Genomic DNA, 26,940 nt, shown 5'->3' on the forward strand with positions numbered 1-26,940 from the left:
AACGCCGGCGCCCGGGGCTGCCCCCGTCCCTGACCCTCCCCCACAAGGGGGGAGGGAACGGAGAGAGCGTTGCCCGGGACGAGACATCACAGCCACCGCCAATCCAATCACGCCGCTTTCGAGCCCGCCGCGAGCGAGGCGAAGGTCTTGCCTTCGGCCGCGAGCTTCTTCAGCAGCGGCGCGGGCTCGAGGCTCGGATCGTTGGTCTCCTTGGCGTAGAAGGAGAGCCGATCGGCGATGTGCTTGAGGCCGACGGTGTCGGCCCAGAACATCGGGCCGCCGCGGTAGATCGGCCAGCCATAGCCATAGAGCCAGACCACGTCGATATCGGACGGGCGCGCGGCAATGCCCTCTTCCAGGATCTTCGCGCCCTCGTTGATCATCGGGTACATCATGCGCTCGAGGATCTCATCGTCGCTGACGACGCGCTTCTTGCGGCCCAAACGAAGCAGCGTCTCGTCGATCAGCTTCTCGACTTCGGGATCGGGCAGCGCCGAACGGGAGCCGGCTTCGTATTTGTAATAGCCCTTGCCGGTCTTCTGGCCGAAGCGTCCGGCTTCGCAGAGCGCATCCGCGATCTCCGACTTGATGCCGCGGTCCTTGCGCGAGCGCCAGCCGATGTCGAGGCCGGCGAGGTCACCCATCGCGAACGGCCCCATCGGCATGCCGAACTTCGTCACGACGGCGTCGACCTGCTGCGGAAGCGCGCCTTCGAACAGCAGTTTCTCGGACTGCTTGCCGCGCTGGGCCAGCATGCGGTTGCCGACAAAGCCGTCGCAGACGCCGACCACGGCCGGCACTTTTGCGATTTTGCGCGCGATCGAGACCGCCGTCACAAGGGCATCCGGCGCGGTCTTGTCGGCGCGCACGATCTCGCACAATTTCATGACGTTGGCGGGAGAGAAGAAGTGCATGCCGAGCACGTCCTGCGGACGCTTGGTCGACTTCGCGATCTCGTCGATGTTCAGGTAGGAGGTGTTGGAGGCGAGCACGGCGCCCGGCTTGACGTACTGGTCGAGCTTGCCGAACACTTCCTTTTTCACTGCCATGGTCTCGAACACGGCTTCGATGACGAGGTCGGCGTCGCCGACGTTCTCGATGCCCACGACGCCGTTGATCAGCGCCATGCGCTTCGCGGGCGCATCCGCCGGGATGCCGCCCCGTGCCGCGGTCGCTTCCCAGTTCTTCTGCATGATGCCCATGCCGCGCTTGAGCTGCTCCTCGCCTGTCTCGATCAAGGTGACGGGAATGCCGGCATTGGCAAAGGACATCGCGATGCCACCGCCCATCGTGCCGGCGCCGAGGATGGCGACGCGGTTCACGGGCCGCGGCTTGGTCCCTTCAGGAACGCCGGCGATCTTGCTGGCCTCGCGCTCCGCGAAGAAGGCATAACGCTGCGCCTTGGACTGATCGCTGGCGACGAGCTTCAGGAAGCCCTCGCGCTCCTTCTTCAGACCTTCGTCGAACGGCAGGTCGATGGCGTAGCCGACGGCGTCGGCCGCCGCGAACGGCGCTTCCAGGCCGCGCGACTTCTTGGTCATGGCGGCGACCGCATTGGTGAAGATCGAGCGGTCGGCCTTGGCCGCCGCGATCTTGGAGTCGTCGTCACGCAGGCGGCGCAGCGGACGCTTTTCAGCCAGCAGCTTTCGTACGAAGGCTTCGCCACCGGCGGCCGGACCCTCGACGATCTCCTCGATCAGACCGTTCTTCAGCGCTTCCGCCGCTCCGATCGGATCACCGCCGACGATCATCTTGACCGCGAGCTCCGGTCCAACCGCGCGCGGCAGGCGCTGGGTGCCGCCGGCGCCCGGCAGCAGGCCGAGCTTCACCTCGGGGAGGCCGAGCTTGGCTTCCTTCACCGCGACGCGGAAATGACAGGCGAGCGCGACCTCGAGGCCACCGCCGAGCGCGGTGCCGTGGATCGCGGCCACGACCGGCTTCGGTGAATTCTCGATCTCGGAAAGCACGTCGTTAAGGGCGGGCGGCTTCGGCGGCTTGCCGAATTCGGTGATGTCGGCGCCCGCGATGAAGGTGCGGCCGGCACAGGTCAGCACGATGCCCTTGATGGCGGGATCGGCGACCGCGGCCTTGATGCACTCCAGAATTCCGCCACGAACCGCGGCGCTCAGCGCGTTGACCGGAGGGCTGTCGACCGTGACGATCCCGACTTCGTCATGACGCTCAAGCTTGACCACTTCGCTCACGGTGTCCCTCCTTGGTGGGGTAACTTTGTTCAATTTCGCACTGCAGAATTTAATTCCGCATCTTGACGGCAGGGTTATTTTGAAGCACGTGGCTTGTCAACGACTCCGCGCAAGAAGCAGATCAGGGATGAAGCGTACAGGAAAGAAGACAGCGACCGATCGGAATTTCGTCGTCGCGCTTTCCCGCGGACTTGACGTATTGCGCGCATTCCAGCCCAGCGACGGACTTCTTGGCAATCAGGAAATCGCGGCCCGCACCAATTTGCCCAAACCGACCGTTTCGCGGCTGACCTATACCTTGACCAAGCTCGGCTATCTGACGCCGGTTCCCCGCTTCGAGAAATATCAGCTTGCGCCGGCCGCGATGGCGCTCGGCTACGCCGCGTTGTCCAATCTCGGCGTTCGGCATTTGTCCGAGCCGTTTCGCGAGGAAATGATGCGTGCGACCGGCGGCGCCGTCGCCATCGGCGGCCGCGACCGGCACAGCATGATCTATTTCGGGCAGAGCCGTGGCAGCGAGACGGTTGGCGTTCAACTGGACGTCGGCTCCCGCGTGCCGATTGCAACCAGCGCGATGGGCCGCGCCTATTTCTGGGCACTCGACGAAGACAATCGCGCTGAACTGTCTCGTGTCTTGCGCGAACATTACGGCAGCCGCTGGCCCAAGATGCGCGACGGGTTGGAACGCTCCGGCGAGACGGTCGCGAAATATGGATTTGCGATTTCGGTCGGCGACTGGCACGACGACATCGGCGCCGCCGGCGTCGCGCTCAGACTCAACGACGGAACCGGTCCTTACGCATTCAATTGCGGCGCGCCCGCATTCCGCTTCACGGAAGAGCGTTTGATCAACGACATTGGACCGCGTCTGCTTGCGATGGTAAGGAACATCGAAGCGGCACTCGGGGGTCTGATGCCGCATTCCAAAAAAGACGTCAGCAAAAAGCTGAAATCAGGAGGGAAAGTTGCGCGTGTGGCCGAGGGGATCAGATAGCCTTTGTCATCATCGGGAGCGGTTCACATCGCCCCTTCGCTCACTGAACACAGTGGGCGAGACGAGATGACGCAGGCACAGCTCGCGCAGGGGACATCGCCCCTGCTCGCGGTTCGCGACGTCAGCGTCGTGTTCGGCGGCATCGTCGCGCTCAATGGCGTGTCCTTTGACATGCACAAGGGCCAGATCCTCGGCTTGATCGGCCCCAACGGCGCCGGCAAGACCACGCTCTTCAACTGCCTCTCGCGGCTCTACCAGCCGTCGTCCGGCGACATCCTGATGGAGGGCGCGAGCATCCTGACGCGCCCGCCGCACCGGATCGCGGAGATCGGCATCGGCCGCACCTTCCAGAACGTGGCGCTGTTTCCGAATTTGTCGGTGGTGGACAATGTCCGCGTCGGCACCCATGCCCGCACCTCCAGCGACATCATCAGCGACTCGCTGCGGCTGGCCTGGGTTCGCCGCAGCGAGAGCGACGTCAACAAGAAGGTGCACGAGATCCTCGCCTATCTCGACCTCGAGGACGTCGCCCACACCGTCGTGTCGGGCCTGCCGTTCGGCACGCAGAAGCGCGTCGAGCTGGCGCGCGCGCTCGCTGCCGATCCGAAGATCCTGCTGCTCGACGAGCCCGCCGGCGGCCTCAACCACGAGGAAGTCCACGTGCTCGGCGACCTCATCCGCCGCATCCGCGACGAACGCCACATGACCGTGCTGCTGGTCGAGCATCACATGGGCCTCGTGATGTCGATCGCCGACCACGTCGTCGCGCTGAATTTCGGCAAGAAGCTCGCGGAAGGCACGCCCGCCCAGGTGCAGGCGGATCCCGACGTCATCAAGGCCTATCTCGGGAGCAAGGACCAATGACGACGCTGCTCAACGTCAAGGACCTGCGCGCTTATTACGGCCAGGTCCAGGCCCTCCACGGTCTGTCCTTCTCGCTCAGCGAGGGATCGCTGACCACGTTGCTGGGGGCCAACGGCGCCGGCAAGACCACCACGCTGCGCGCGATCTGCAACATGGTGCGCTCAACCGGCGGCATCGAGTTCGACGGCAAGCCGCTGAACAACCGCTCCACCGAGAGCATCGTGCGGTTCGGCATCGCCCATGTGCCGCAGGGCCGCGGCACCTTCACCACCATGACGGTGGAGGAAAACCTCCAGCTCGGCGCGATCACCCGCAAGGACAGCGCCGGCATCGTCTCCGACATCGAGCGCATGTATGCGCATTTCCCGGTGCTGAAGCAGCGGCACACGCAGCAGGCCGGCACGCTCTCGGGCGGCGAGCAGCAGATGCTGGCGGTCGCCCGCGCCCTTATGCTGCGGCCGCGGCTGATGCTGCTGGACGAGCCTTCGTTCGGCCTGGCGCCGCTGGTGGTGCGCGACCTGTTCGGCATCCTCGGCAAGATCAACCGCGAGGACAAGGTGTCGATCCTGGTGGTCGAGCAGAACGCCCAGCTCGCGCTGGAGCTCGCCGACCAGGCCTATGTGATCGAGACCGGGCGCATCGTGATGTCGGGCAACGCCAAGGACATCGCGAACAACGAAGAAATCCGCAAATCCTACCTGGGTTACTGAGGAGCCGGCACGATGGAGCTGTTCACCAACCAAGTGCTGGCCGGCATCGCCACGGGCGCGATCTACGCCTGCATGGCGCTCGCCGTGGTCATGATCTATCAGGCGATCGACCATCTCAACTTCGCCCAGGGTGAGATGGCGATGTTCTCGACCTTCATCTCCTGGCAGCTGATGCAATGGGGCATCCCATATTGGGCTGCCTTCGTGATCACGCTGGCATTGTCCTTTGTCGGCGGCATCGCGATCGAGCGCATCCTGTTCAAGCCGCTCGCCAAGGCGCCGGTGCTGACCAACGTCGCCGGCTTTATCGCGCTGTTCGCGATCATCAACTCCTCGGCCGGCCTGATCTGGGACTTCACCATTAAGCAGTATCCGACCCCGTTCGGCTCCTCGCCCTTCCTCGGCAGCCAGCTGATCTCGACCCACCAGGCCGGCATGATCGGCGTCACCGTGCTGCTGCTGCTCGGCCTCTACTTCTTCTTCCAGTACACCAAGATCGGCCTCGCCATGCGCGCGGCCGCCTCCGTGCCTGAATCGGCCCGACTGGTCGGCATCAACACGAGCTGGATGATCGCGCTCGGCTGGGGCATGGCGTCCGCGATCGGTGCGATCGCCGGCATGCTGATCGCACCGGTCGTGTTCCTCGAGCCCAATATGATGGGCGGCGTGCTGATCTACGGCTTCGCCGCGGCGGTGCTCGGCGGACTGACCAGCCCGTTCGGCGCCGTGGTCGGCGGCTTCCTGGTCGGCGTCTTCGAGAACCTCGCCGGCACCTACATTCCCGGCGTCGGCAACGAGCTGAAGCTTCCGATCGCGCTCGCGCTGATCATTTCCGTCCTGGTCGTCAAACCCGCTGGCCTGTTCGGCCGGCAAATCGTCAAGCGAGTTTGATCATGAGCGCTGCAGAAGACGTCGTCACGGAAGCCCCGGCCGTCGAGGCGGTTCCGAAGCGGGCGATGACGCTGGGCACGGGCACCTCTCTGTTGGTGCTGGCGGTGCTGTTGATCGTGCCGGTGTTCGTCAAGAACTTCATCATCTTCCAGATGACGATGCTCCTGATCTACGGGCTCGCGGTGCTGGCCTTGAACATCCTGACGGGCGGCTCCGGCCAGTTCTCGCTCGGCCAGAGCGCCTTCTACGCCGTGGGCGCTTATACGTCGGCGGTGCTGATGGAGTACTTCAACGTCAACTATGCGCTGACAATTCCGATTTCCGCCGCGGTCTGCTTCGCATTCGGCTACCTGTTCGGCAAGCCGGCGCTGCGGCTGTCGGGCGTCTATCTCGCGCTCGCGACCTTTGCGCTTGCCACCGCGATGCCGCAGCTGCTGAAGCTGAACTTCCTCGAGCACTGGACCGGCGGCGTGCAGGGCCTCGTCGTCACCAAGCCCGACGCGCCGTTCGGGCTGCCTATGTCGCAGGACACCTGGCTCTACTACTTCTCGCTCGCCGTCGTGCTCGCGATCTACATCTTCTCGGTCAACCTGCTGCGCTCCCGGTCGGGCCGCGCCTTCATGGCGATCCGCGACAACGAGATCGCGGCCTCCTCGATGGGCGTCAACGTCGCACTGTACAAGACGCTGGCCTTCGGCGTGTCCGCCGGCATCACCGGCGTTGCCGGCTCGCTTGGCGCCATCGCCGTGCAGTTCGTCGCGCCCGACAGCTACACGATCACGCTGGCGATCTCGCTGTTCCTCGGCATGGTCGTCGGTGGCGTCGGCTGGCTGCCCGGCTCGTTCGTCGGCGCCGCCTTCATCATTTTCGTGCCGAACATGGCGGAGGGCATCTCCAAGGGCCTCTCCGGCGCGGTGTTCGGCGTACTCCTGTTCGCCGTCATCTACCTCGTGCCGCACGGCGCGAGGCAGATTGCGATCATGGGCCAGCAACTCGTCGGCCGGCTCAGAAAGAACTGACAACCCGTTGATTAAGCTAAGGAGACCCGAATTGTTTTTTGAAAGAACACTGCGAACCGCTGCGCTGGTGACGGCAACGGCGGTCATCACTCTCACCTCCGGCGCCGCATTCGCCCAGAAAAAATATGACACCGGCGCGTCCGATACCGAGATCAAGATCGGCAACATCATGCCGTATAGCGGTCCGGCCTCGGCCTATGGCATCATCGGCAAGACCGAAGAAGCCTACTTCAAGATGATCAACGACAAGGGCGGCATCAACGGCCGCAAGATCAACTTCGTCACCTATGACGACGGCTATTCGCCGCCGAAGGCCGTCGAGCAGGTCCGCAAGCTGGTCGAGAGCGACGAGGTGATCGTCGTGTTCAACCCGCTCGGCACGCCCTCGAACAGCGCGATCCAGAAATACCTCAACGCCAAGAAGATCCCGCAGCTGTTCGTCGCCACCGGCGCCACCAAGTGGAATGACCCGAAGAACTTCCCCTGGACCATGGGCTGGCAGCCGTCCTACCAGAGCGAAGCGCAGATCTACGCGAAATGGCTGTTGAAGGAAAAGCCGGACGCCAAGATCGCGATCCTCTATCAGAACGACGATTTCGGCAAAGACTACCTCAAGGGCACCAAGGACGGCCTGGGCGCCAAGGGCGCGTCCATGATCATCATGGAAGAAAGCTACGAGGTGTCCGAACCCTCGATCGACGGTCACATCGTCAAGATCAAGGCGGCCAATCCCGACGTCCTGCTGATCTACGCGACGCCGAAGTTCGCGGCCCAGACCATCAAGAAGACCGCCGAGCTGAGCTGGAAGCCGCTGCAGATCCTCACCAACGTGTCGATCTCGGTCGGCAGCGTGATGAAGCCGGCCGGCTTCGAGGCCTCGCAGGGCGTGCTGTCGGCGGCCTATGCCAAGGACTCCACGGACCCGCAGTGGGCCAACGACCCCGGCATGAAGAAGTGGAACGAGTTCGTCGACAAGTACATGCCGGGTGCCGACAAGTCCGACACCAGCATGGTCTACGGCTACGGCGCGGCGTCGACGCTGGCCAAGGTCCTGGAGATGTGCGGCGACGATCTGACCCGGGCCAACATCATGAAGCAGGCGGCCTCGTTGAAGGATTTCGCACCGGACACCCTGCTGCCCGGCGTCAAGATCAACACCAGCCCAACCGACTTCGCCCCGATCGCCCAGCTCCAGATGCAGCGTTTCAAGGGCGAGAAGTGGGAACTCTTCGGCGAGATCATCAGCGGCGACATCGCCACGGAGTGACGCTCTGACGCTATAGTCGACACATCGAGAAGCCCCCGCGAACGATCGCGGGGGCTTTTTGTTGACGTCCCGCATCAATCTTGTTCAATGCGGCGGCGATCCGTTCCGGGTGGAGAAAGATGACTGCCGTTCGATTTCAGGTTGCGGGCGTTCTGGCCGCATTCGCGTTGTGCACTGCGATGAGCGGCCCGGTCTTGGCGCAGAAGAAATACGACAGCGGCGCTTCCGATACCGAGATCAAGATCGGCAACATCATGCCCTATAGCGGCCCGGCCTCCGCCTATGCGGCGATCGGCAAGGCCGAGGAAGCCTATTTCAACAAGATCAATGCCGAGGGCGGCATCGGCGGCCGCAAGATCAAATTCATCTCCTACGACGACGGCTATTCGCCGCCGAAGACGGTGGAGCAGGCCCGCAAGCTGGTCGAGAGCGACGGGGTGCTGCTGATCTTCGGCTCGCTCGGCACCTCCACCAACGGTGCCATCCGCAAATACATGAACGAGAAGAAGGTGCCGCAATTGTTCGTGGCGAGCGGCGCCTCGAAGTGGAACGATCCGAAGCAATATGCCTGGACCATGGGCTGGCAGCCGAGCTACGCCAGCGAGGCGCGCATCTACGCCAAGTACATCATGAAGGAGAAGCCGGACGGCAAGATCGGCGTGCTCTATCAGAACGACGATTTCGGCAAGGACTACCTGAAAGGGCTGAAAGAAGGCCTTGGACCCAAGGCCTCGATGATCGTGCTGGAAGATGGTTACGACACGTCGGAGCCGGCAATCGACGAGCACGTTGTGAAATTGAAGGCCTCGGGCGCCGACATCTTCGTCAGCATCACCACACCGAAATTTGCAGCGCAGGCGATCAAGAAGGCGGCCGAGATCAGCTGGCATCCGGTCCACATCATCTCCAACGTCTCGGCCTCGGTCGGCGGCGTACTCGAGCCGGCGGGGCTCGAGATCTCGCAAGGGATCCTGTCGGCGAGCTACACCAAGGACGCCTCCGACCCGCAATGGAATGCCGATGACGGCATGAAGAAATTCTACAACTTCCTCGCCAAATACGATCCCAAGGCCAACAAGCTCGATGCCGGCGTGGTGTTCGGCTATGCCGCCGCGCAGACCATGGTGAAGGTGCTGCAAATGTGCGGCGACGACCTCACCCGCGACAACGTCATGAAGCAGGCCGCCTCCTTGAAGGATTTCCAGCCCGACACGCTGTTGCCAGGCATCAAGATCAACACCGCAGCCGACGATTTCGCCCCGATCGAGCAGCTCCAGATGATGCGCTTCAAGGGCAAGAAGTGGGAGCTGTTCGGGGACGTGATCTCGAGCGAGCTCGACCACTGAAGCCGCGCAACTCAAACTCGCTCCTGATCGGTTCATCAACTCAAGCGGATGTCTCTTCTCGCAGTCGCACACGAGCGCGCGGCCGCCCCTGACTACTAAAGAAGCAGCCTCCGCGACCCCGCCGCAGGGGCTTTCTGTTGTAGGCATCAGGTAAATCGTATTGAATTGCGGCTGCGTCACCAAAAACAGGCAACACAAGAAAAGGGACGCACACACACCAAGAAAATAGGGAGATAGGAATGCCCGCTGTCACCGGCAAACTTGCGGCCGCGTCACTGGCGCTCGCGCTCATTGCGGCCTCGGCCTCCACTGCATCGGCCCAGAAGAAATACGACACCGGCGCGACCGATACCGAGATCAAGGTCGGCAACATCATGCCTTACAGCGGACCGGCCTCCGCCTACGGCATCATCGGACGGACCGAAGCCGCCTATTTCAAGAAGATCAACGACGAAGGCGGCATCAACGGTCGCAAGATCAACTTCATCAGCTACGACGACGCCTACTCGCCGCCGAAAACGGTGGAGCAGGCGCGCAAGCTGGTCGAGAGCGACGAGGTGCTGTTCATCTTCAACTCGCTCGGCACGCCGCCGAACTCGGCGATCCACAAATACATGAACTCGAAGAAGCTGCCGCAGCTCTTCGTCGCCACCGGCGCCACCAAGTGGAACGATCCGCAGAACTTCCCCTGGACCATGGGGTGGCAGCCCAACTACCAGAGCGAGACGCAGATCTACGCGAAGTGGCTGCTGAAGAACAAGCCCGACGCCAAGATCGCCGTGCTGTTCCAGAACGATGATTACGGCAAGGATTATCTCAAGGGCCTGAAGGACGGCCTCGGCGCCAAAGCCGCGTCGATGATCGTCGTGGAGGAGAGCTACGAGACCTCCGAACCGACCATCGACAACCACATCGTCAAGCTGAAGTCGACCGGCGCCGACGTCTTCATGAACATCACGACGCCGAAATTCGCAGCCCAGGCGATCAAGAAGAACGCCGAGATCGGCTGGAAGCCGCTGCACTTCCTCAACAACGTCTCTGCCTCCGTCGGCAGCGTGATGAAGCCTGCCGGCTTCGAGAACGGCCAGGACATCATCTCGGCCGATTATCTGAAGGACGTATCGGATCCGCAGTGGGCCAATGATGCCGGCATGAAGGACTTTCTCGCCTTCATGACCAAATACTTCCCCGAGGGCGACAAGCTCGATAAGGGCACGATCGTCGGCTATGCCGTGGCCCAGACCCTGGTTCAGGTCTTGAAGCAGTGCGGTGACGATCTCACGCGCGAGAACGTCATGAAGCAAGCGGCGAATCTGAAGGACTTCCGCACCGAGGCCCTGCTGCCGGGCGTGAAGATCAACACCTCGCCGACCGATTTCGCGCCGATCAGCCAGCTTCAACTCGAGAAGTTCAAAGGCGAGAAGTTTGAGCTGTTCGGAGACGTGATCAGCGCCGACGTCGGCGGTTAGCCCCATCAAGGACGCGACGACGGAAACCCCCTGCGAACCATCGCAGGGGGTTTTTGCTTGCGCGGCGATTATGATCACGCGATTGCACAATCGAATGATGGCAAAGCCGGCTTACGCTTTGGCGCATGATGCGGTAGGCAGGTGAGCGGCGCGTTCGCCGCCAGTCTTTCCTGTTCGCTCAAGGCCCTTCGTCATGACCGACCGACGCCCCCTGCTCCGCGCGCTCTACGACGCCGCCGTTGCCGCCGCTCATCCGAGCACAATTCTGGCGCCGCACCTGCGGCCCGCGCCAAAGGGACGCGTGATCTGTCTCGCCGCCGGCAAGGGCGCGGCCGCGATGGCCGCCGCCGCCGAGCGGCATTATCTCGACACGCTCGGGCTCGCACCGGAACGCCTCGTCGGCATCGCCACCACGCGTCACGGCTACGGCGTGCCGACGCGCCGCATCCGCGTGGTCGAGGCCGGTCATCCCGTGCCCGACGAAGCCGGCCTGAAGGGCGCGGCCGACACGCTGGCGCTCGCGGCCGAGGCCGGGCCGGACGATCTGCTCTTGGTGCTGCTCACCGGCGGCGGCTCGGCGAACTGGATCGCGCCCGTCAACGGCATCAGCTTCGGGCAGAAGCAGGCGGTCAACAAGGCGCTGCTCCGCTCCGGCGCGCCGATCGGCGAGATGAATGTCGTGCGCAAGCATCTGTCGCGGATCAAGGGCGGGCGGCTGGCGCGCGCCGGCAAAAATGCCGCCGAGATCGTGACGCTTGCGATTTCCGACGTGCCGCATGACGATCCCTCCGCAATCGCCTCCGGTCCGACCGTGCCCGATCCGACCACGCTCAATGATGCGCGCGCCATCGTCGCCAGGTACAAGCTCGACATCGACGATGCCGTCCGCCGCGCGCTGGACGACCCCGCCAACGAGAGCTGCAAGCCCGGTGATGCCGCCTTCGCGCGCGCGCATTTCGAATTGATCGCACGTCCGAAGCAATCGCTCGACGCTGCGGTCAAACTCGCGCATGAGGCCGGTTACGAGACGATCGATCTCGGCGCCGACCTCGAAGGGGAGGCCCGCGACGTTGCCGCCGATCACGCCAGGCTGGCGCTTCAGGCCCGCGCGCAGGGCAAGCGGGTCGCGATCCTCTCCGGCGGCGAGCTCACGGTCACCGTGCGCGGCAATGGCCGCGGCGGGCCGAACCAGGAATATGCGCTGGCGCTCGCCGGCCTCTTGAAGGACACGCCTGACATCTCCGCGCTCGCCGGCGACACCGACGGCGCCGATGGCGGTGCCGGCAATCCCACTGATCCCGCCGGCGCGCTGATCGACGCGGCGACGTTCGCGAAGATGGCGGCGCAGGGGCTGCAGCCGCAGGCCTATCTCGACAACAACGACGCGACCACGTTCTTCGAGGCGACGGGCGATCTGTTGCTGCCGGGGCCTACGCTGACCAATGTGAACGACATCAGGGTAATCCTCGTCGACTGACACGGCGGCATCGCCATCCCGCCGGCGCCGCGCGCGTTCGGCGGGACGACATGGTTAACGATCTCTGAATTCTCGTCGGTGTCCTCTTTTCCAGGGCGCGGCATCGCCGCCCTTAACCTCGCGTTCGCCGCAGTTTCAGGAACATGTCCCGAAATTGGGCGAATTGTCGGGCTGATCTACCGCGAGATGTACGCGCTCTCGCCCGACCAGGTGCACCCGGGCACGCCGATCAAGGACCTGATCGAGCATCGGCTCAAACTGGGCCTGAGCATCGGCGGAGAAGCCGGCGCCTATGTCCGTGCCCGCACCGAGGGTTCGGTCGTCAGTGAGCAGACGGTCCAGCAATTCGCCGACGGACGAATCATCGCCTACACCATTCATCCCCTGCCCGACGGCGGCGGCATGGCGACGCACGAGGACATTACAGAGCGCGAAGAGCTCAGTCGGCGGTTGCAGGAGCGCAACTTCCAGTTCGACATCGCGATCAACAACATGTCGCACGGACTCTGCTTCTTCAGCGCCGACCATCGGCTGGTGGTCTGCAACACGCACTTTATCGAGATGTACGGCCTGCCGCCCGACCGCGTTCGTCCGGGCACGCCGCTCCAGGAGATCCTCGACCTACGCTACGAGGTCGGCAGCGTGCCGGCGATGACGCGGGAGGAATACGCCAAATGGCGGACCGATGTCGCCATGTCAGCCGAGGCCATGGACAGCATCGTCGAGATGCAGAACGGGCGAACCTTCAAGATCAGGCACCGACCGATGCCCGATCTCAGGTGGGTCGCGACCCACGAAGACATCACCGAGCAGCGCAAAGCGGAATTGCAGATCGCGCATATGGCGCACCACGACGCGCTGACGGACCTCGCCAATCGCGCCCTGCTCGGCCAGCGCCTCAAGCAGGCGCTCGAACAGGGCGGGATGTTCGCGATCCACCACGTCGATCTCGACAAGTTCAAGGCCGTCAACGACACCCTGGGCCACCAGGCCGGCGACATCCTGCTGCAGGATGTCAACCGCCGCCTCAAGCAGTTCGCGCGCGACAGCGATACGGTCGCGCGCATGGGTGGCGATGAATTCGTGATCCTCCAGACGCCGATTTCCGATTCGAGCGAGGCGGACCTGCTGGCGCGCGACGTTGTCAGGACGCTGAGTGCTCCGTTCGGGCTCGACGGACACCAGACCATTGCGGGCGCGAGCATCGGGATCGCGATTGCGCCTGGCGACGGCTCGACGCCCGAGCAACTCCTGCACAATGCCGATCTGGCCCTGTATCGCGCGAAAAGCGACGGCCGCGGCATGCACTGCTTCTTCGAACCGGCCATGGGCGAAGAGGCGCAAAGCCGTCGCGCGCTGGAGCAGGACCTGCGCAACGGCCTTGCCGCCGGCCAGTTCGAACTGCACTACCAGCCGGTCGTGAAGACCGACGGCGGCGAGATCAGCGGCTTCGAAGCCTTGATCCGCTGGCGACATCCCCGGCGCGGACTGGTCGCGCCCAACAGCTTTATCCCGCTTGCGGAAGAGATCGGCCTGATCGTGCCGATCGGCGAATGGGTGATCCGGCAGGCCTGTGCCACTGCAAGCCGATGGCCGGACCATCTGCACGTCGCCGTCAACATCTCGGCGGTGCAATTCCGCCAGCCGGGCCTGACGGAGGTGATCGTCGGCGCGCTGGCGGCCTCCGGCCTCGATCCGCGGCGGCTGGAGATCGAGATCACGGAAAGCGTGTTTCTGCAGGACAGGAACGGAACGCTGACGACGCTGCACCAGCTCCGGGCGCTGGGCATCAAGGTCGCCATGGACGATTTCGTCACCGGCTATTCGTCACTGACCTATCTGCAATGCTTCCCCTTCGACAAGATCAAGATCGACCGGTCTTTCGTCAGCGGCGTGGAAAACAATGCGGCATCCCTCAGCATCGTGCGGGCGGTGGCGGCACTGGCGCGCGGGATGGGCATGACGACGACGGCGGAGGGGGTGGAGAGCAGGAGCAACGGGACCGGATCGCAGCGGAGGGCTGCACGGAAATGCAGGGCTATTTGTTCAGCCCTCCGTTGCCCGCCGAGGAAATCGAGCGCCATTTCCTGTCCGCGAAAACACCTGCCATGCCCGACCGGTTCGCTCTGCGGCATAACCGCCGCCAGCCCGCCCGCGCTTCCGGGTTTGATGCCCGGTCGCCGGGCAATCAACCGTCAAAACTCGTTGGCGATCTTCGAGAGCATCCCGAGCAGGGCTTCGCGGTTGGACGGCCCGAGCAGCTCGTTCAGCCGGGCCTCGTGCTTGGTGGCGACGAGCTTCTTGGCGCGGGCCAGCACGGCCTTGCCCTTGTCGGTCAGCACCAAGATGTGCGAGCGGCGGTCGTTGGTGGAGCGGATCCGCGCGCAAAGGTCGCGGCTCTCGAGATTGTCGAGCATCGCCACGAAATTCGGGCGCAGGATGCCGAGGGTGGAGGCGATCTCGGTCTGGTTACGGCCGGGGTTTTTCTCGACCAGCAGCAGCACGGAGAACTGCGCCGGCGTGAGCTGGAGCGAGGCCATGCAGCGCAGGAAGTTCTCGAACACCTTGAGCTGTGCCCGCTTCAGGACATAGCCGAGCTGCTCCGAGAGCTCGCCGAGCTGGAGGGCTTCGCCGGGCCCGTCGGCCGCGTCCTTGCGGCCCTTGGCGGTCTCGGCGGGTTTTTCAGAGGACTTTTCAGCGGTTTTGGAAACGGTCATCGCCTCATGCTCGCAATCCCGTTAAGTTCGGGAGGATCGTTCGCCACTCTTGATGTTATATTTGATAATTGTTATGGACCATATCAAATATCGTCAGCGCTGTTCAATGGCTGTGAGCGGACCGTCCACCACAATCAGGGGACCGGTCCTGAATCTTTGAGGGGAGCGTCCGGTCTTGAATACCACCATCATGCTGTTCCTGCTGCAGGACGGCATCACCAATGGCGCGATCTATGCGCTGCTCGGCCTGGCGCTGGTGCTGGTGTTCGCCGTCACCCGCGTCATCCTCATTCCCCAAGGCGAATTCGTCACCTATGGCGCGCTGACCTATGCCTCGCTGGCCGCGGGCCAGATGCCGGGTACGGCGAAACTCGCGCTCGCCCTGGGCATTGGCGCCTTCGTGTTCGACCTGTTCGCCGCGCGCAAGGCGCTGCACGGACGCCTGGTGCTGCGCAGCGTCATCACCAATATCGTGCTGCCGGCCATCGTGCTGGCGCTGACCGTCTACTACGCCGCTCAGAAGCCGCCGGTTGCGGTCTGCATCGCACTGTCGCTGGTGATCGTGGCGATGATCGGCCTGTTTCTCTACCGCATCGCATTCCAGCCGCTGGCGCACACCTCCGTGCTGGTGCTGTTGATCGCCTCGGTGGGCGTTCACCTCGCGCTTCAGGGTTTGGGCCTTTTGTTCTTCGGCGCCGAAGGCCAGCGCGGACCTGCCGTGCTGTCCGGCTCCTTCACCAGCGGTGCGCTGCGCTTCACCGGCCAGAGCATCACGGTCTATGGCATTACCATCGCCTTCATCGTCGGGCTGTGGCTGTTCTTTGGGTTGACACTTTACGGCAAGGCGCTGCGCGCGACCGCTGTGAACCGGCTCGGTGCCCGGCTCGTCGGCATCCGCACCACGCTATCCGGGCAGATCGCCTTCCTGCTGGCGTCCGTCATCGGCGCACTGTCGGGCATCATGATCGTGCCTATCACGACGCTGTATTACGACTCGGGCTTCCTGATCGGCCTGAAGGGCTTTGTCGCCGCGATCATCGGCGGGCTTGTCAGCTACCCCCTCACCGCCGTCGCGGCGCTGGTCGTCGGCATCGTCGAGGCGTTCTCGTCCTTCTATGCCTCCAACTACAAGGAGGTGATCGTTTTCATGCTCTTGATTCCCGTGCTGCTGCTGCGCTCGCTCGCGGCGCCTGCGGTCGAGGAAGAGAAGGACTGACGCCAAGATGCAGAGCCGGCTCCCCATCCTCATCTTCGCGCTGATCATGGCGGCGATCCCGTTTGTTCCGGGCATGCCCCCATTCTGGATCGTGCTGCTCGACAATATCGGCCTCGCGGCCCTGGTCGCGATGGGCCTCGTGCTGCTGACCGGCGTCGGCGGCCTGACCTCGTTTGGACAAGCGGCCTTCGTCGGCTTCGGCGCCTACACCACCGCGGTGCTGTCGACAACCTACGGCATGTCGCCCTGGCTGACGCTACCACTGTCGCTGCTGGTCAGCGGATTGCTGGCGGTGCTGCTCGGCCTCGTCACGGTCCGTCTCTCCGGCCATTATCTGCCGCTCGGCACGCTCGCCTGGGGACTCGGCTTGTTCTATCTCTTCAGCAAGCTGGAATTTTTGGGAAGAAACGACGGCATCTCGGCGATCCCGCCGCTGTCGATCGGCTCGTTCAAAATGCTCTCGCCCGGCTCGATCTACTACGCGATCTGGGTTGCCGTGATCCTCTCGGCGTTGCTCACGATGAACCTGCTGGACTCCCGCACCGGCCGCGCCATCCGCGCGCTCCGGCGCGGCCATGTCGCGGCCGAGGCGTTCGGCGTGCACACCCCGCGGGCGAAAATGCTGGTGTTCATCCATGCCGCCGTGCTCGCCGGCCTCTCCGGCTGGCTCTACGCCCATCTTCAGCGCGCGGTGAACCCGACGCCGTTCGGCGCGCAGGCGGGCATCGAGTATCTCTTCATCGCCGTGGTCGGCGGCGCCGGCTATGTCTGGGGCGGCGTCCTGGGCGCGGCGCTGGTCGTGGTCCTGAAGGAAGTGCTGCAGAGCTACCTGCCGTTGATCCTGCCCGGCTCGGGCCAGGTTGAAACCATCGTGTTCGGCATCATGCTGGTGGCGTTGCTCCAGCTCGCCCCCGGCGGCGTCTGGCCCTGGCTGATGTCGTTCCTGCCCCAGGCTACCGGTGGCAAAAAGCCGGACACTTCGCTGAAATTGGAGCAGCGCACCCGCTCCCCCGGCCAATCCAGCGTCCTGCTCCAGGTCGAGAAGGCGCGGAAACAATTTGGCGGCGTGGTCGCGGTGAACAACGTCTCCTTCGACGTCCAGGCTCGCGAGATCGTCGCGCTGATCGGCCCCAACGGCGCCGGCAAGAGCACCACCTTCAACCTGATCACCGGCGTGCTGTCGGCCAGCTCGGGCTCGATCTCCGTGCTCGGCAACAAGGTCGACAGGGCGCCGCCGCAGGAGATCGTCAAGCTCGGCATCTCCCGCACCTTCCAGCACGTCAAGCTGGTGCCTGATATGACCGTGCTGGAAAACGTCGCGATCGGTGCCCATCTGCGCGGCCATTCGGGGCCGATCTCCTCGATGCTGCGGCTCGACCGCACTGATGAGGCAAAGCTGCTCGCCGAAGCCGCCCGCCAGATCGAGCGGGTCGGACTTGGCGAGCAGATACATCAGCTCGCAGGCTCGCTCTCACTGGGACAGCAACGGATCGTCGAGATCGCCCGTGCGTTGTGCGTCGATCCGATGCTGCTGCTGCTCGACGAGCCGGCCGCCGGCCTGCGCCACATGGAGAAGGAGCGGCTCGCGGCGCTGCTGCGCGAGCTGCGCGACGGCGGCATGAGCGTGCTGCTGGTCGAGCACGACATGGGCTTCGTCATGAACCTCGCCGACCGCATCGTGGTGCTCGATTTCGGCACCAAGATCGCGGAAGGAACGCCGGCCACGATCAAGACCAATCCCGAAGTGATCAAGGCCTATCTCGGAGTGGCGGCATGAGCGCGCTGTTGTCCGTCGCCGACGCCCATGTCGCCTATGGCAAGGTCGAGGCCGTGCGCTCGGTCTCGCTCGAAGTCGGCCAGAACCAGATCGTCACCATCGTCGGTGCCAACGGCGCCGGCAAGACCACGCTGCTCTCCGCCATCATTGGCATCTTGCCGCTGAAGGGGCGCGTTTCATTCGCAGGTCAGGATCTGTCGCGGCTCGACATCGAGGACCGCGTCGCCATGGGGCTTGGCCTCGTTCCCGAGCACCGCGAATTGTTCGTGACCATGAATGTCGAGGACAATCTCGAGTTAGGGGCCTTCCGCATCGAGAGAAGCAAGGCGAAAGCCTCGATGGAGCGGGTCTACACGCTGTTTCCGCGGCTCAAGGAGCGGCGCAAGCAGCTCGCCGGCACGCTCTCCGGCGGCGAGCAGCAGATGCTCGCAATGGGCCGCGCACTGATGGGCGAGCCCAAGCTCCTGATGCTGGACGAGCCGAGCCTCGGCCTCGCCCCGATCATCGTCGCCGACATTTTCCGCATCGTCACCGAACTGCGCGCCGCCGGCGTCTCCGTGCTGCTGGTCGAGCAGAACGCGCAGGCGGCATTGAAGATCGCGGATCAGGCCTATGTCATGGAGCTCGGCGAGTTCGTGCTCAGCGGCAAGGCCAGCGACATCGCGGCGAATGAGCGCGTGGCGGCGAGCTATCTCGGCTTCCAGCACGAAGGCGCGAGTGTGTTGTAGTTTCGAGACGCTTCCTCAAACTCATCTGTCATCGTCCGCCTAGTGCGCAATTGCGCACAGGGGCGGACGATCCAGTATTCCAAAGACCGCTGTGCTTGAACCGAGGCGCCGCGGCGTACTGGATGCCCCGCCTTCGCGGGGCATGACATCGGAGGATTCAGGGAGAGACGAAGATCGTGGCCTAGCTTGCCCCCTTCTCCCCCTTCAGCGCCGCCACCTCCGCCTCCAGCTCCGCGATTTTCGCATCCCTTGCCGCCAGCGCCGCTGCCACATCGCCAGCGTCGAACTTCTGCGGGATGTGCTGCGGGCAGTTCGTGTCCCACGCTTCGATCTTGAACAGGATCACCTGCTCGGGCCGGGCGCGATAGCCTTTCGGCATCAGCGATGTCGTCAGCGCCTCGTCGTCCTCGACCACCCGCGCTTCGCCCCAGATCTTCACCCGGCGGCGATGGGCGTAGTCCATCACGAAGATGTAGGCCTTGGGATTTTCAGACAGGTTTCCCTGCGTGATGTATTGCCGATTGCCGGCGTAGTCCGTGAAAGCCAGCGTCTGCTTGTCCAGCACCTTCAAGAAGCCCTTCGGGCCGCCACGATGCTGGATGTAGGGCTGGCCGTCGGCCGATGCCGTGGCGAGATAAAAGCTGTTGGCGTCGGCCAGGAACGCCGCGAGGTTCTCATCGACCTCGGTGCGCCAGCCGCGCTGCTCGGCATGGGCATAGCCTTCGCGTGATCCCTTTCGGGTCTGGATCGACTTCACCGCCGGCGTGAACGCCACGTCGCTGGCGTAGGTGTGAGTTGCCGTCATCGGAACATCTCCTGAAATCCCGGCGCATCCCTGCGTCTTCGCCATCCAAAATGGACCTCCCGCCGGCTAAAACAATCATCCCGCTTGACACTTCATCGTTGCGTTATATGCAATAATGCCATGGATCGCCTCGAAGCCATGCATGTTTTCGTCACCGTCGCCGACCTGCGCGGCTTCGCGCCGGCGGCACGAAAACTGCGGCTGTCCCCCTCCGCGGTGACGCGGCTGATCGCGGCGCTGGAGGAGCATCTTGGCGCGCGGCTGTTGCAGCGGACCACCCGTCAAGTGACCCTGACCGACGTCGGCACGCGCTATCTCGAGCGCGCGCGTCGCATCCTCGCCGATGTCGAGGAGGCCGACGGCTCGGCACGGGAGGAGCGCAACCGACCGAGCGGGCGGCTGGTGGTGTCGGCGCCGGTCGGCTTTGGCCGGCTCCATGTCGGGCCTGTCATGATCGCCTACCTCAAGCGCTATCCCGAGGTCGCCTGCGAATTGCGGCTGTCGGACAACCTGGTCAATCTCGTGGAAGATGCCGTCGACGTCGCGGTGCGGATCGGCCATCTCGCCGACTCCTCCCTCGTCGCGCGCCAGGTCGGCGAGATGCGGCGGATCGTGGTGGCGACACCTGGCTATCTCAAGCGCCATGGCGAGCCGAAGACGCCGGAGGCATTGCTCGGGCACCAGACCATCGCCTTCGGTCCATCCGCGAACTGGCGCTTCGTGCAGGACGGCCGCGACATCGAGGTGGCGCCGAATCCACGCTTCGCCAGCAACAGCGCCGACGCCGCCCTGCAATATGCCGAGGCGGGCGGCGGCGTGACCCGGGTGCTGGCCTATCAGGCTGCCGAGGGCCTGCGGCGCGGGCGGCTCAGAATCGTGTTGGCGAAATACGAGCAGCCGGCGTTGCCGATCCACATCGTCTACCCGACCTCGCGCCTGCTCTCCGCCAAGGTGCGTGCCTTCGTCGATCTCGTGGTGGAGACCGCGGAGTGGAAATTCGGGTGACGCCCTCACCCCTTCTTCGGCACTACGCGAAAGGTGCCGCTGGCGCGGGCGATCACGGCGCCGTCGGCCTTCGCGAGGCACTGCGCGAAACAGATCGTGCTGCCGGTCTTGATCGCCTCACCCTCGACCGCGAGCCATTGGCCGATCTCGCCGGCGCCGACATAGTCGACCGACAGCGAGATCGTGACCAACGAGGTCGTCCAGCCCGTCGCCTGCGCGCAGCTGTAGCCCATGGCGGCATCGGCCAGCGCCGCGATCAGGCCGCCATGGATCAGCCCGCGCGCGTTGGTGTGCGGTTTCGCCAGCCGCAATCCCACGGTGACGCCGTTGTCGGTCTTCCTGGAGTAAAGCGGCTCCCAAGGATCGGTGAGCGGGGCTTTGCGAAAGTGCGGCTCGAAGCCGGCGGGAATGTCGGTGCTGGTCATGTCCGTCTCGCGTTGGTGGCTCCCGCCATTGAACGCGGCAGACGGGACAGATGCACCACCTACAAAGTTTTAAACGGAATTTGCGCGGGTGTTTGAAAGGAGTGGCGCCGTCGCCCCGCTATCCCTGTCATCACCCGCGAAAGCGGGTGATCCAGTATTCCAGAGACGGTGACGTGATACGGAGAGGCCGCGGCGTACTGGATGCCCCGCTTTCGCGAGGCATGACGGCGCGCCCTAAAACGGCAGCCCCACGTAATTCTCCGACAGCGAGGTCATCGCGGCCTGCGACTGCGTGACATAGTCGAGCTCGGCGAGCTGGATGCGCGCGCCGATGGTGCCGGTGTCGGGGAATTTGTGCAGCATCGAGGTCATCCACCAGGAGAAGCGCACGGCCTTCCAGACCCGCGCCAGCGCCTTCGCCGAATAGGCATCAATGCCGGCGCTGGATTTTTCGTCGTAGAACTCGCGAAACGCACTCGACAGATAATGCGCGTCGCTCGCGGCCAGGTTCAGCCCCTTGGCGCCGGTCGGCGGCACGATATGGGCGGCGTCACCGCACAGGAACATCCTGCCGAAGCGCATCGGCTCGGCGACGAAGCTGCGCAGCGGCGCAATGCTCTTCTCAATCGAGGGGCCCGTGACCAAGCTGTCGGCGGCGTCCTGGTCGAGCCGGCGCTTGAGCTCGTCCCAGAAACGGTCGTCCGGCCATTGGTCGACGTGGTCGTCGAGCGCGCACTGCACATAGTAACGGCTGCGCCTGGTCGAACGCATGGTGCAGAGCGCAAAGCCACGGGCGTGGTTGGAATAGATCAGCTCGTGGCTGACCGGCGGCGTCTCGGAGAGGATGCCCAGCCAGCCGAACGGATAGATGCGCTCGAACTCCTCGATGGCCGAAGCCGGAACGCTGGCGCGGCTGACGCCGTGAAACCCGTCGCAACCGGCGATGAAATCGCAATCGATGGTGTGGGTGACGCCATCTTTCACGTAGGTTACGCGCGGGTGACCGCCGTCGAAATCCTGCGGCTGCACGTCCTTGGCCTCGTAGACCGAGGTGAGGCCGGCGGCCGTGCGCGCATTCATCAGATCGAGCGTGACCTCGGTCTGGCCGTAGATCATGACCGTCTTGCCGGTCGCAGCCTTCATGTCGATGCGGTGGCGGCGCCCCGAGAAGGTGAGTTCGATCCCTTCATGCACCAGCCCTTCGGCATGCGCCCGTGCGCCGGCGCCGATCTGGTCGAGCAGCGCAACTGTTCCCTCCTCCAGCAGTCCGGCACGGATGCGGCCGAGCACATAGTCCGGGCTCTGCCGCTCCAGAATGACATTGTCGATGCCATAATGATGCAGCAGTTGCCCAAGCAACAATCCTGCCGGCCCCGCCCCGATGATTGCGACTTTTGTCCGCAATACTTGCTCCTCCCGATCCTGTAGGCTTTCGGCGTGGCTCGCTTGTCGCTGCCGTCCGCGCACGATAATTATATCATATAACGGTTGGGCAAAAGGGAGTGCGCGGCGGCACGTCGCGCCAGTTCCGGCTTGAACGCGCCGGCCAACTAGATAACATGTTAATTAACGAGACCGGGCCATCGAAGCCCGCCGTCAAAAGAGGGAGAGACGCGTGATGAGGAAAGCCTGTCTGGCGTTGCTGCTGGCAGCAAGCGTGAGCCCTGCGTTCGCGCAGGACAAGACCTTCGATTTGAAGATCTCGCACTGGGTGCCGGCCTCGCATCCACTACAGAAATCGCTGGAGGACTGGGCTGCTGCGGTCGAGAAGGATTCCGGCGGCACCATCAAGGGCAAGGTGTTTCCGGCCCAGCAGATGGGCAAGGCGTTCGACCATTACGACATGGCGCGCGACGGCATCGCCGACGTCACCTATGTCAATCCCGGCTACCAGCCCGGCCGTTTCCCGATCATCGGCGCTGGCGAATTGCCATTCCTGATCTCGGATGCCAAGGGCGGCTCGATGGGGCTCGACGCCTGGTACCGCAAATACGCCGAGAAGGAGATGAAGGACGTCAAATACTGCCTCGCCTTCGTCCACTCGCCCTCCTCCTTCCATTCCCGCACCAAGAAGATCGTGATGCCGGAGGACGTGAAGGGCCTGAAGATCCGCCCCGCCCACGCCACCATGGCGAACTTCGTCACCTCGCTCGGCGGCACCAATGTGCAATCCTCCGCGCCCGAAGTGCGCGACATCATCGAGCGCGGCGTCGCCGATGGCGTCACCTTCCCCTGGGGCTCGCTGGTGCTGTTCGGCATCGACAAGGTGACCAAATACGACATGGAGGCGCCGCTCTACACCACGACCTTCGTGTTCGTCATGAACAAGGACAAGTACAATGCGATGTCCGACAAGCAGAAGGCCGCGATCGACAAGAATTGCACGGTCGAAATGGCAGGCGTGGTCGGCGAGCACTGGGGCAAGTTCGAGGATGCCGGCATCGACAAGGTCAAGGCGGAGTCCGGTCACGAGGTCTACAAGCTGACGCCCGAGCAGACCGCGGCCTGGAAGAAGGCCGCCGAGCCGCTGGTGAAGACCTGGAGTGACGGCGCGAAGAAGACCGGCGTGGATCCGGACGCGGCGCTTAGCGAGCTGAAGGCCTCGCTGAAGAAGTACAACGCGCTGGCGGAGTAGTTCTTCGTCGAAACACATGCGGCGGCGGGATGCATCTCGCCGCCGTTGTTCTGCACGCGGGTCGAGACGCGAGGAGCGCATCGCGCGTCCTCTCCCTCTCCCGCCCGAGGATGGCACCCATGAAGCGCAGCTGGATGGATCGTATTATCGATTCGATCGAATGGATTGCAGCGGCTTTCGTCGGCATCGTCGCGCTCGACATCTTCCTGTCGGTGTTGCTTCGCAACACGCTGAACTATTCGATCCCCGATAGTTTCGACATCGGCCGCATGCTGCTCGGCATCCTGATCTTCTGGGGCATCGCCGCGACCTCCTATCGCGGCACCCACATCACCGTCGACCTCGTCTGGGGCAATGTCGGGCCGCGCTACCAGCGCTGGATCGACGTGTTCGCGACCCTGGTGCTGCTGTTCGTCGTGACGGTGCAGACCTGGACGCTGTTCGACAAGGTGCGCGGCACCTACAACGACAACGTCCAGACCTTCGACATGCACATGCCGACCTGGCCGTTCTTCGCGATCGCCTGGATCGGCGACGTCTCGGCCGTGCTGCTGATCGCGATCCGCACCTACCGGTTGATCTTCCATCCCGAAGAGATGCACGACCCCAAGCTGAAGGCGACGGAGTAATCATGAGCACCGATGCCGTCGCCGTAATCGGCTTCGTTTCCCTGTTCGCCCTGATGCTGCTGCGCGTGCCGGTCGGCATGGCCATGGGCCTCGTCGGCGTCTCCGGCTTTTCCTATCTCGTCGGCGCCACGCCGGCGCTGAAGCTGGTCGGCCAGACCTCGATGCGCACGGTGACCGACTACACCTTCGGCGTCATTCCGATGTTTCTGCTGATGGGCTCGTTCGTCAGCAATTCCGGCATGAGTCGCGAGCTGTTCCGCGCCGCCAACGGCTTTGTCGGCCATTTGCGCGGCGGACTCGGCATCGCCACCGTCGGCGCCTGCGGCGGCTTTGCCGCGATCTGCGGCTCCTCGGTCGCGACCGCCGCGACCTTCTCCGCGGTCGCTTACCCCGAGATGCGCCGCTTCGGCTATCCGCAGTCGTTTGCCACCGGCGTGATCGCGGCCGGCGGCACGCTGGGTGCGATGCTGCCGCCCTCCACCGTGCTCGCCGTCTACGGCATCATCACCGAGCAGGACATCGGCAAGCTGTTCATCGCCGGCATCATCCCGGGCATCCTCGCGATGACCATGTACATGATCACGATCTTCCTGATCGGTTATTTCCGGCCCGACTTCCTGCCCAAGGGCAAGGAGCTGCCGTGGCGCGAGCGCTTCGCCGGCCTGAAGGACATCTGGGCGCCGGTGCTGCTGTTCGTGTTCGTGATCGGCGGCCTTTACGGCCTGCCCTATTTGCCGCGCTTCACGCCGACGGAAGCGGGCGGCGTCGGCGCCGCCGGCGCCTTCATCATCGGCGTGGCGACCGGCCGGCTCGACCGCGAGAAGATTCTGGCGTCGCTGCTCCAGGCGACGCGCACGGCCGCCGCCGTGTTCACCGTGCTGATCGGCGCCTTGATCTTCGGCTATTTCCTCACGGTGACGCAGACCCCGCAAAAGGTGACGGAATTCCTCACCGGCCTCGGTCTCGGCCCCTACGGCGTGCTGGCGCTGATCATGGTGATGTATCTCGTGCTCGGCTGCCTGATGGACGCCATGGCGATGATCATCCTCACCGTGCCGATCATCTTCCCCGTGATCATGCATCTCGGTTTCGACCCGATCTGGTTCGGCGTCATCATCGTCATGACGGTCGAGCTCGGCCTGATCCATCCGCCGGTGGGCATGAACGTCTTTGTCATCAAGAGCGTGGTGAAGGACGTTTCCTTCTCCACCATCTTCAAGGGCGTGATTCCGTTCGTGGCGACAGACCTGGTGCGCCTGGTGATCCTGATCGCCTTCCCGCTGCTGGCGACATGGCTGCCGACGCGGATGATGGCGCATTGACGAGGTGGTAAAGCGGCGAGCTGTCTTTTCCCTCTCCCCTTGTGGGAGAGGGTGGCTCGCCGCAAAGCGGCGAGACGGGTGAGGGGTATATTTCCTCAAGCGCTGATCTGAGTTTGGAGAGGCATACCCCTCATCCGGCGCTTCGCGCCACCTTCTCCCACAAGGGAGAAGGAAGGACAGCGGCGCTAGTTCAATACAGAAAGGTGACCGATGACGGCCCCTACCCTCGAGACCAAATACGTCTTTACCGTCACCGCACGCATCGGCGACGTCGTCACCGCCGGCGAGACCGGTATCGGCATTCGCCGCATCATCCCGATCGTCGGCGGCGAGGTGACGGGTGCGATCACCGGCAAGGTGCTGCCGTTCGGCGCGGACTTCCAGACCATCCGCCCGAATGAGCTGATTGATCTCGAAGCGAAGTACGCGTTCCAAACCGATGACGGCGCCACCGTCTATGTCGAGAACAAGGGCATGCGCTTCGGCCCGGTCGAGCTGTTGCAAAAGCTCAAGCGCGGCGAGCCGGTGGATCCCAAACTGATCTATTTCCGCACCGTGCCGAAGTTCGAGACCGGGCATGAGAAATACCGCTGGCTGATGCAGCACATTTTTGTCGGTTCAGCAGCCCGGCATGCGGACCGCGTCGTGATCGACGTGCATCAGGTGATGTGAGTTCATTGACGAGCATGGGCAAATGTGTATAAATACACATCATGAATGACCTGGAAATTATCTCGGTCCTTCAAAGAGATGGCTGGGTCCAAGTGGCTCAGAAGGGCAGCCACGTCCAGTTCAAGCACCCCGCGAAGCAGGGCCGGGTCACGGTCCCTCATCCGAAGCGGGACGTCCCTCTCGGAACACTGAAGAGTATTGAAAAGCAATCCGGCCTGAAGCTGAGGTAAGCGCCATGCGCCACTACATTGGTCTTATCCATAAGGACGCCGACAGCGATTTCGGCGTGTCGTTTCCCGATCTGCCCGGCCTCGTGACCGCAGGAACCACGCTCGACGAGGCACGCGACATGGCCGAGGAAGCGCTGGCGCTTCACCTCGAGGGGATGGCGGAGGACGGCGAACCGATCCCAGAGCCTTCCTCACTCGAAGATATCATGTCCAAGCCCGAGAACCGCTCGGGCGTCGCCATTCTGGTCTCGATGAAGGACGATCTGCCGAAGGTCGTGCGCGTCAATGTCACCTTGCCGGGTGATGTCCTGGAGCAAATTGACAAATACGCCGAGGCCCACGGCTACACGCGATCGGGCCTGCTTGCTCAGGCCGCGAAGAAGCTGATGACCGACGCAGCCTGAGGCGCTCCACGTATTGCGCCGAATGCGGCGCCCAATTGGCTGACGTTTTCCCGTTTCGAAGGAGGCTTCGAAGCGCAACGGCGGGACTTCCCTTGTTGACTCCCCCTGAATTCGTTATACAACATAACTATTCT

The 26,940-nt window shown here is 63.7% G+C and carries 24 protein-coding genes and 1 pseudogene; 20 read left to right on the forward strand and 5 right to left on the reverse strand.

All coding sequences use genetic code 11. The features are described 5' to 3' along the window. Positions 1-107: 107 nt before the first annotated feature. Positions 108-2,204 carry a 3-hydroxyacyl-CoA dehydrogenase NAD-binding domain-containing protein gene (locus tag ACFQX9_RS31295; protein WP_247294167.1) on the reverse strand — a complete coding sequence of 699 codons (2,097 nt, stop codon included), beginning with the start codon at positions 2,202-2,204 and terminating at the stop codon, positions 108-110. A gap of 127 nt (positions 2,205-2,331) precedes the next feature. Here ACFQX9_RS31295 and ACFQX9_RS31300 point away from each other — a divergent pair, with 127 nt between their 5' ends. The 10 genes and pseudogenes from ACFQX9_RS31300 to ACFQX9_RS31345 form a co-directional block, all read left to right on the forward strand. Continuing rightward, positions 2,332-3,198 carry an IclR family transcriptional regulator gene (locus ACFQX9_RS31300; RefSeq protein WP_018458483.1) on the forward strand — a complete coding sequence of 289 codons (867 nt, stop codon included), beginning with the start codon at positions 2,332-2,334 and terminating at the stop codon, positions 3,196-3,198. Between the two features lie 66 nt (positions 3,199-3,264). Further along, on the forward strand, positions 3,265-4,062 hold the full coding sequence (locus tag ACFQX9_RS31305) for an ABC transporter ATP-binding protein (protein WP_377791466.1): 798 nt from the start codon (positions 3,265-3,267) through the stop codon (positions 4,060-4,062). Continuing rightward, positions 4,059-4,772, forward strand: coding sequence for an ABC transporter ATP-binding protein (locus ACFQX9_RS31310; protein ID WP_007599709.1), 714 nt, complete (start codon positions 4,059-4,061; stop codon positions 4,770-4,772). Before ACFQX9_RS31305 ends, ACFQX9_RS31310 begins: the two co-directional genes overlap by 4 nt. Before the next feature lie 12 nt (positions 4,773-4,784). Beyond that, positions 4,785-5,663 carry a branched-chain amino acid ABC transporter permease gene (locus ACFQX9_RS31315; protein WP_007599708.1) on the forward strand — a complete coding sequence of 293 codons (879 nt, stop codon included), beginning with the start codon at positions 4,785-4,787 and terminating at the stop codon, positions 5,661-5,663. Between the two features lie 2 nt (positions 5,664-5,665). Continuing rightward, complete coding sequence (locus ACFQX9_RS31320; protein ID WP_026233593.1) at positions 5,666-6,682, forward strand: branched-chain amino acid ABC transporter permease; 1,017 nt, start codon at positions 5,666-5,668, stop codon at positions 6,680-6,682. Between the two features lie 31 nt (positions 6,683-6,713). Continuing rightward, the gene (locus ACFQX9_RS31325; RefSeq protein WP_026233592.1) at positions 6,714-7,949 is read left to right on the forward strand and encodes an ABC transporter substrate-binding protein; all 1,236 of its coding nucleotides are present in this window, start codon (positions 6,714-6,716) and stop codon (positions 7,947-7,949) included. Between the two features lie 119 nt (positions 7,950-8,068). Then, entirely contained in the window at positions 8,069-9,295 is a 1,227-nt protein-coding gene (locus tag ACFQX9_RS31330) for an ABC transporter substrate-binding protein (RefSeq protein ID WP_085351709.1), read from the forward strand. Between the two features lie 239 nt (positions 9,296-9,534). Further along, complete coding sequence (locus ACFQX9_RS31335; protein ID WP_377791467.1) at positions 9,535-10,764, forward strand: ABC transporter substrate-binding protein; 1,230 nt, start codon at positions 9,535-9,537, stop codon at positions 10,762-10,764. A gap of 193 nt (positions 10,765-10,957) precedes the next feature. Next, positions 10,958-12,241, forward strand: a complete 1,284-nt coding sequence (locus ACFQX9_RS31340) for a glycerate kinase (RefSeq protein ID WP_377791468.1) — start codon at positions 10,958-10,960, stop codon at positions 12,239-12,241. 186 nt (positions 12,242-12,427) lie between these two features. After that, a pseudogene (locus ACFQX9_RS31345) lies at positions 12,428-14,173 on the forward strand (putative bifunctional diguanylate cyclase/phosphodiesterase); the annotation flags it as partial. 263 nt (positions 14,174-14,436) lie between these two features. Here the strand turns inward: ACFQX9_RS31345 and ACFQX9_RS31350 are convergent. Beyond that, entirely contained in the window at positions 14,437-14,958 is a 522-nt protein-coding gene (locus ACFQX9_RS31350; RefSeq protein ID WP_007605305.1) for a MarR family winged helix-turn-helix transcriptional regulator, read from the reverse strand. 175 nt (positions 14,959-15,133) lie between these two features. Here ACFQX9_RS31350 and ACFQX9_RS31355 point away from each other — a divergent pair, with 175 nt between their 5' ends. The 3 genes from ACFQX9_RS31355 to ACFQX9_RS31365 are packed head-to-tail and all read left to right on the forward strand — an operon-like array spanning position 15,134 to position 18,679. Then, positions 15,134-16,174 (forward strand): branched-chain amino acid ABC transporter permease, encoded by a 1,041-nt coding sequence (locus ACFQX9_RS31355; RefSeq protein ID WP_377791469.1) that lies wholly within the window; start codon positions 15,134-15,136, stop codon positions 16,172-16,174. 7 nt (positions 16,175-16,181) lie between these two features. Then, positions 16,182-17,951 carry an ATP-binding cassette domain-containing protein gene (locus ACFQX9_RS31360; RefSeq protein WP_377791470.1) on the forward strand — a complete coding sequence of 590 codons (1,770 nt, stop codon included), beginning with the start codon at positions 16,182-16,184 and terminating at the stop codon, positions 17,949-17,951. Further along, complete coding sequence (locus ACFQX9_RS31365; protein WP_027570159.1) at positions 17,948-18,679, forward strand: ABC transporter ATP-binding protein; 732 nt, start codon at positions 17,948-17,950, stop codon at positions 18,677-18,679. The genes ACFQX9_RS31360 and ACFQX9_RS31365 overlap by 4 nt, the downstream gene beginning before the upstream one ends. Positions 18,680-18,860: 181 nt before the next feature. On the opposite strand, the gene ACFQX9_RS31370 is transcribed toward ACFQX9_RS31365, so the two are convergent. Continuing rightward, positions 18,861-19,484, reverse strand: coding sequence for a pyridoxamine 5'-phosphate oxidase family protein (locus ACFQX9_RS31370; RefSeq protein WP_085361639.1), 624 nt, complete (start codon positions 19,482-19,484; stop codon positions 18,861-18,863). 120 nt (positions 19,485-19,604) lie between these two features. Between ACFQX9_RS31370 and ACFQX9_RS31375 the strand changes: the two genes are divergently transcribed. Continuing rightward, complete coding sequence (locus tag ACFQX9_RS31375) at positions 19,605-20,489, forward strand: LysR family transcriptional regulator (RefSeq protein ID WP_018458473.1); 885 nt, start codon at positions 19,605-19,607, stop codon at positions 20,487-20,489. A gap of 5 nt (positions 20,490-20,494) precedes the next feature. Here ACFQX9_RS31375 and ACFQX9_RS31380 read toward each other — a convergent pair whose 3' ends face one another. Beyond that, on the reverse strand, positions 20,495-20,914 hold the full coding sequence (locus tag ACFQX9_RS31380) for a PaaI family thioesterase (protein WP_018458472.1): 420 nt from the start codon (positions 20,912-20,914) through the stop codon (positions 20,495-20,497). A gap of 234 nt (positions 20,915-21,148) precedes the next feature. Further along, a complete protein-coding gene (pobA, locus tag ACFQX9_RS31385) occupies positions 21,149-22,318 on the reverse strand; it encodes a 4-hydroxybenzoate 3-monooxygenase (RefSeq protein WP_026233588.1) in 1,170 nt (389 codons plus the stop codon). A 214-nt stretch (positions 22,319-22,532) separates the two neighbouring features. Between pobA and ACFQX9_RS31390 the strand changes: the two genes are divergently transcribed. The 6 genes from ACFQX9_RS31390 (at position 22,533) to ACFQX9_RS31415 (ending at position 26,806) form a co-directional block, all read left to right on the forward strand. Then, on the forward strand, positions 22,533-23,549 hold the full coding sequence (locus tag ACFQX9_RS31390) for a TRAP transporter substrate-binding protein (RefSeq protein ID WP_018458470.1): 1,017 nt from the start codon (positions 22,533-22,535) through the stop codon (positions 23,547-23,549). A gap of 119 nt (positions 23,550-23,668) precedes the next feature. Continuing rightward, positions 23,669-24,178: a TRAP transporter small permease gene (locus ACFQX9_RS31395; RefSeq protein WP_018458469.1), complete on the forward strand. Its 510-nt coding sequence runs from the start codon at positions 23,669-23,671 to the stop codon at positions 24,176-24,178. Positions 24,179-24,180: 2 nt separating this feature from the next. After that, positions 24,181-25,500, forward strand: a complete 1,320-nt coding sequence (locus ACFQX9_RS31400) for a TRAP transporter large permease (RefSeq protein ID WP_018458468.1) — start codon at positions 24,181-24,183, stop codon at positions 25,498-25,500. A gap of 210 nt (positions 25,501-25,710) precedes the next feature. Further along, on the forward strand, positions 25,711-26,172 hold the full coding sequence (locus tag ACFQX9_RS31405) for a DUF3237 domain-containing protein (RefSeq protein ID WP_377791471.1): 462 nt from the start codon (positions 25,711-25,713) through the stop codon (positions 26,170-26,172). A gap of 41 nt (positions 26,173-26,213) precedes the next feature. After that, positions 26,214-26,402, forward strand: coding sequence for a type II toxin-antitoxin system HicA family toxin (locus ACFQX9_RS31410; protein ID WP_085351701.1), 189 nt, complete (start codon positions 26,214-26,216; stop codon positions 26,400-26,402). Positions 26,403-26,407: 5 nt separating this feature from the next. Then, positions 26,408-26,806: a type II toxin-antitoxin system HicB family antitoxin gene (locus ACFQX9_RS31415; RefSeq protein ID WP_085351700.1), complete on the forward strand. Its 399-nt coding sequence runs from the start codon at positions 26,408-26,410 to the stop codon at positions 26,804-26,806. Positions 26,807-26,940 lie beyond the last annotated feature (134 nt).

Source organism: Bradyrhizobium sp. GCM10028915 (assembly GCF_042666195.1).
Classification (GTDB): Bacteria; Pseudomonadota; Alphaproteobacteria; order Rhizobiales; family Xanthobacteraceae; genus Bradyrhizobium; species Bradyrhizobium canariense_D.

Excerpts from the sequence above, each read along its gene's own strand:
- ACFQX9_RS31395 (WP_018458469.1), top strand. The coding sequence starts at position 23,669 with ATGAAGCGCAGCTGGATGGATCGTATTATCGATTCGATCGAATGGATT.
- ACFQX9_RS31310 (WP_007599709.1), top strand. The coding sequence starts at position 4,059 with ATGACGACGCTGCTCAACGTCAAGGACCTGCGCGCTTATTACGGCCAG.
- ACFQX9_RS31380 (WP_018458472.1), bottom strand. The coding sequence starts at position 20,914 with ATGACCAGCACCGACATTCCCGCCGGCTTCGAGCCGCACTTTCGCAAA.
- ACFQX9_RS31300 (WP_018458483.1), top strand. The coding sequence starts at position 2,332 with ATGAAGCGTACAGGAAAGAAGACAGCGACCGATCGGAATTTCGTCGTC.
- ACFQX9_RS31305 (WP_377791466.1), top strand. The coding sequence starts at position 3,265 with ATGACGCAGGCACAGCTCGCGCAGGGGACATCGCCCCTGCTCGCGGTT.
- ACFQX9_RS31320 (WP_026233593.1), top strand. The coding sequence starts at position 5,666 with ATGAGCGCTGCAGAAGACGTCGTCACGGAAGCCCCGGCCGTCGAGGCG.
- ACFQX9_RS31415 (WP_085351700.1), top strand. The coding sequence starts at position 26,408 with ATGCGCCACTACATTGGTCTTATCCATAAGGACGCCGACAGCGATTTC.
- ACFQX9_RS31330 (WP_085351709.1), top strand. The coding sequence starts at position 8,069 with ATGACTGCCGTTCGATTTCAGGTTGCGGGCGTTCTGGCCGCATTCGCG.
- ACFQX9_RS31360 (WP_377791470.1), top strand. The coding sequence starts at position 16,182 with ATGCAGAGCCGGCTCCCCATCCTCATCTTCGCGCTGATCATGGCGGCG.
- ACFQX9_RS31405 (WP_377791471.1), top strand. The coding sequence starts at position 25,711 with ATGACGGCCCCTACCCTCGAGACCAAATACGTCTTTACCGTCACCGCA.
- ACFQX9_RS31365 (WP_027570159.1), top strand. The coding sequence starts at position 17,948 with ATGAGCGCGCTGTTGTCCGTCGCCGACGCCCATGTCGCCTATGGCAAG.
- ACFQX9_RS31370 (WP_085361639.1), bottom strand. The coding sequence starts at position 19,484 with ATGACGGCAACTCACACCTACGCCAGCGACGTGGCGTTCACGCCGGCG.
- ACFQX9_RS31400 (WP_018458468.1), top strand. The coding sequence starts at position 24,181 with ATGAGCACCGATGCCGTCGCCGTAATCGGCTTCGTTTCCCTGTTCGCC.
- ACFQX9_RS31335 (WP_377791467.1), top strand. The coding sequence starts at position 9,535 with ATGCCCGCTGTCACCGGCAAACTTGCGGCCGCGTCACTGGCGCTCGCG.
- ACFQX9_RS31315 (WP_007599708.1), top strand. The coding sequence starts at position 4,785 with ATGGAGCTGTTCACCAACCAAGTGCTGGCCGGCATCGCCACGGGCGCG.
- ACFQX9_RS31390 (WP_018458470.1), top strand. The coding sequence starts at position 22,533 with ATGAGGAAAGCCTGTCTGGCGTTGCTGCTGGCAGCAAGCGTGAGCCCT.
- ACFQX9_RS31375 (WP_018458473.1), top strand. The coding sequence starts at position 19,605 with ATGGATCGCCTCGAAGCCATGCATGTTTTCGTCACCGTCGCCGACCTG.
- ACFQX9_RS31340 (WP_377791468.1), top strand. The coding sequence starts at position 10,958 with ATGACCGACCGACGCCCCCTGCTCCGCGCGCTCTACGACGCCGCCGTT.
- ACFQX9_RS31350 (WP_007605305.1), bottom strand. The coding sequence starts at position 14,958 with ATGACCGTTTCCAAAACCGCTGAAAAGTCCTCTGAAAAACCCGCCGAG.
- ACFQX9_RS31410 (WP_085351701.1), top strand. The coding sequence starts at position 26,214 with ATGAATGACCTGGAAATTATCTCGGTCCTTCAAAGAGATGGCTGGGTC.